The 3717-nt window shown below is 60.0% G+C and carries 4 protein-coding genes; 2 read left to right on the top strand and 2 right to left on the bottom strand.

Translation table 11 applies throughout. From position 1 onward, the window contains the following. A partial coding sequence (locus ACQKP2_RS32170) for a Tex-like N-terminal domain-containing protein (protein WP_427582294.1) occupies positions 1-101 on the bottom strand: 101 nt, incomplete at its 3' end. Positions 102-462: 361 nt separating this feature from the next. Between ACQKP2_RS32170 and ompR the strand changes: the two genes are divergently transcribed. Next, entirely contained in the window at positions 463-1203 is a 741-nt protein-coding gene (gene ompR, locus ACQKP2_RS32165) for a two-component system response regulator OmpR (protein ID WP_427582293.1), read from the top strand. A gap of 115 nt (positions 1204-1318) precedes the next feature. Continuing rightward, positions 1319-2632 carry an ATP-binding protein gene (locus ACQKP2_RS32160; RefSeq protein WP_427582292.1) on the top strand — a complete coding sequence of 438 codons (1314 nt, stop codon included), beginning with the start codon at positions 1319-1321 and terminating at the stop codon, positions 2630-2632. A 153-nt stretch (positions 2633-2785) separates the two neighbouring features. Here the strand turns inward: ACQKP2_RS32160 and rimK are convergent, their stop codons facing one another. After that, the gene (gene rimK, locus ACQKP2_RS32155) at positions 2786-3691 is read right to left on the bottom strand and encodes a 30S ribosomal protein S6--L-glutamate ligase (RefSeq protein ID WP_427582291.1); all 906 of its coding nucleotides are present in this window, start codon (positions 3689-3691) and stop codon (positions 2786-2788) included. Positions 3692-3717 lie beyond the last annotated feature (26 nt).

Genomic DNA, 3717 nt, shown 5'->3' with positions numbered 1-3717 from the left:
AAGGGCACGGTTGAGCCTTCATCGAGTAGCGCGACGGCCGCTTCGACCTGTTGTGGGCGTACGCCGAGTTCCTCGGCGATGCGGCTGTTGATGCTGTCCATAAAACCACCTGACAAATTGTGAAAGCAGGCTCGCAGGCGCTGGGTTGAGGGCCCGGCGAGTCTGGTTGAGCGGCCTGGCCTGCACCGCTGCCTGGATCAAAAGGTATCCCGTTGACCCGTGAAATCGAATAATTACTGCCGGTGCAATGAAAATAAAATGGCGGCCACCGAGCGTAACGATCAGACGTTGCCTGACACAAAAGGCCGCGCATTATAACCAGCGTTCTGTCATTCGGGGCATTGCAGGCAGCGGGGAAGGGGGCCGGATTCCTGGCGATAAAGGAAAAATCTGCTAACAATGCACACGGTGCGTATAACGACAGCTACGCCATAATGCGCGCCGAGATCAAAGGAGCATCCAATGAGCAGCACTGCAAACATTGCTGAAGGCGAAAAAATTCTTATTGTTGACGACGACCCGGGCCTCAGCAGCCTGCTGGAGCGTTTTTTCGTCAGCAAGGGCTACCGTGCCCGTGCCGTACCGAACACCGAACAGATGGACCGCCTGCTGGCGCGTGAAGTGTTCAACCTGGTCGTCCTCGACCTGATGCTGCCCGGCGAAGACGGCCTGACTGCCTGCCGCCGCCTGCGCGGTGCGAACAATCAGATTCCCATCATCATGCTGACTGCCAAGGGTGATGAACTGAGCCGTATCAAGGGCCTTGAACTGGGCGCCGACGATTACCTGGCCAAGCCGTTCAACCCCGATGAGTTGATGGCACGGGTAAAAGCCGTTCTGCGTCGTCAATCGGCTCCGGTGCCGGGTGCGCCGGGCAGTGAAGACGAAAACGTGACGTTCGGTGACTACGAACTCTCCCTGGCCACCCGCGAACTCAAGCGCGGCGAAGAAGTGCACATGCTCACCACCGGTGAGTTTGCGGTACTCAAGGCCCTGGTGATGAACGCCCGTCAGCCATTGACGCGCGACAAACTGATGAACCTGGCCCGTGGCCGTGAATGGGATGCCCTGGAGCGTTCCATCGACGTGCAGATCTCGCGTCTGCGCCGGATGATCGAGCCTGACCCGTCCAAGCCGCGCTACATCCAGACGGTCTGGGGCGTGGGTTATGTGTTCGTCCCGGATGGCGCTGCCACCAAGTGATCGATGATTTGTAGGAGCGGGTCGTGTGGGTATCGAGTCGCAAGACCCTGCCCGCAGACTCGCGATCCGCAATATGCGAGCATCGCTCGCTCCTGCAAGTATGTAGCGGTTATTCATGAAGACCCCGGTTTGGTTCCCCCAGAGTTTTTTCTCTCGCACCCTTTGGCTGGTGCTGATCGTCGTTCTCTTCTCTAAGGCCCTGACCCTGGTTTATCTGTTGATGAACGAAGACGTGCTGGTGGACCGCCAGTACAGCCACGGTGTCGCCCTGACCCTGCGTGCCTATTGGGCAGCCGATGAAAACAACCGCGACAAGATTGCCGAAGCCGCAACCCTGATCCGTGTGGTGGGGGCCGGTGTCCCGGAAGGGGAACATCACTGGCCTTACAGTGAGATCTATCAACGACAAATGCAGGCCGAACTGGGTGCCGACACCGAAGTTCGATTGCGCATGCATTCACCACCGGCGCTGTGGGTTCGGGCGCCAAGCCTGGGCGATGGCTGGTTGAAGGTGCCGCTGTACCCGCATCCGCTGCGCGGTCAGAAGATCTGGAATGTACTCGGCTGGTTCCTGGCCATTGGCCTGTTGTCCACCGCGTCGGCGTGGATTTTTGTCAGCCAGCTCAATCAACCCTTGAAACGCCTGGTCTACGCCGCACGACAACTTGGCCAGGGGCGTAGCGTACGTCTGCCGATCAGCGATACACCGAGCGAAATGACCGAGGTGTATCGCGCCTTCAACCAGATGGCCGAAGACGTCGAGCAGGCCGGTCGCGAGCGTGAGCTGATGCTGGCCGGGGTGTCCCACGACCTGCGCACGCCGCTGACCCGGTTGCGGTTGTCTCTGGAACTGATGGGGGATCGCAGCGACCTGACGGACGATATGGTCCGCGACATCGAAGACATGGATGCAATACTCGACCAGTTCCTGGCGTTCATCCGCGATGGCCGTGACGAATCGGTTGAAGAGGTGGACCTGAGTGACCTCGTCCGTGAAGTCGCCGCGCCGTATAATCAGACCGAGGAGAAGGTTCGCCTGCGCCTGGAACCGATCCAGCCGTTTCCGCTACGGCGTGTATCCATGAAGCGGCTGTTGAACAACCTGATCGGCAACGCGCTGAATCATGCCGGTAGCGGGGTCGAGGTAGCAGCGTATGTCTCCGGAGACATCAGCGCACCGTATGTGGTGCTGAGTGTCATGGACCGTGGGGCCGGGATCGACCCGTCGGAGCTGGAGGCGATCTTCAACCCGTTCACCCGTGGTGACCGTGCCCGTGGAGGCAAGGGTACCGGGTTGGGCCTGGCGATCGTGAAGCGAATCGCCGCGATGCATGGCGGCAACGTTGAGCTGCGCAACCGCGAGGGTGGAGGGTTGGAAGCTCGGGTGCGGCTGCCGTTGGGGTTGATGTTGCCGCGGGATGCTGTTTAAAGCAGGTTTTTACATCGGGGCTGATGGCCCCTTCGCCGGCAAGCCGGCTCCCACAGGGACTCTCTGTCGTACAGGTACTCTGTATTAATCGACGATCCTGTGGGAGCGGGCTTGCCCGCGATGAGACCTTCCAGCCGCCATAAATCTCACGGGTTAACCTTTCCCCTTGGTCCGCGTCATATTCGGCCCACCATTCTTTTCCAGATGCTCGATGATGATCCCCGCCACGTTCTTCCCAGTGGTGGTCTCGATCCCTTCCAGGCCTGGCGATGAGTTCACTTCCATCACCAGTGGCCCGTGATTGGAACGCAGGATATCCACACCCGCGACGGCCAGCCCCATGACCTTCGCTGCACGCAGGGCGGTCATGCGTTCTTCCGGTGTGATCTTGATCAGGCTGGCCGTACCGCCCCGATGCAGGTTGGAGCGAAATTCTCCCGGTTTGGCCTGGCGCTTCATGGCCGCAATCACCTTGTCTCCCACCACGAAGCAGCGAATGTCGGCACCGCCCGCCTCCTTGATGTATTCCTGAACCATGATGTTCTGCTTGAGGCCCATGAACGCCTCGATCACCGACTCCGCGGCCTTTGCGGTTTCGCACAGCACCACGCCTATGCCCTGGGTGCCTTCCAGTACCTTGATGACCAATGGCGCGCCGTTGACCATCTCGATCAGGTCGGGAATGTCGTCCGGCGAGTGTGCAAACCCCGTGACCGGCAGGCCGATACCACGGCGTGACAGCAATTGCAGGGAGCGCAACTTGTCACGGGAGCGGGCGATGGCCACCGACTCGTTGAGCGGAAAGACCCCCATCATTTCGAACTGACGCAAGACCGCGCAGCCATAGAACGTGACTGACGCACCGATTCGCGGAATCACCGCATCGAAACCTTCCAGCGGCTTGCCGCGATAGTGGATCTGCGGCTTGTGGCTGGCGATGTTCATGTAGGCGCGCAGGGTGTCGACCACCACCATTTCATGGCCGCGTTCGGTACCGGCTTCGACCAGGCGGCGGGTGGAATACAGACGCGGGTTACGCGACAGCACAGCGATCTTCATGCAACACCTGTGGAGGAGGTAGATAC

The sequence above is a fragment of the Pseudomonas sp. NPDC089569 genome (assembly GCF_050280625.1).
Taxonomy (GTDB): Bacteria; Pseudomonadota; Gammaproteobacteria; order Pseudomonadales; family Pseudomonadaceae; genus Aquipseudomonas.
This window is presented reverse-complemented; position numbering and strand designations above follow the sequence as displayed.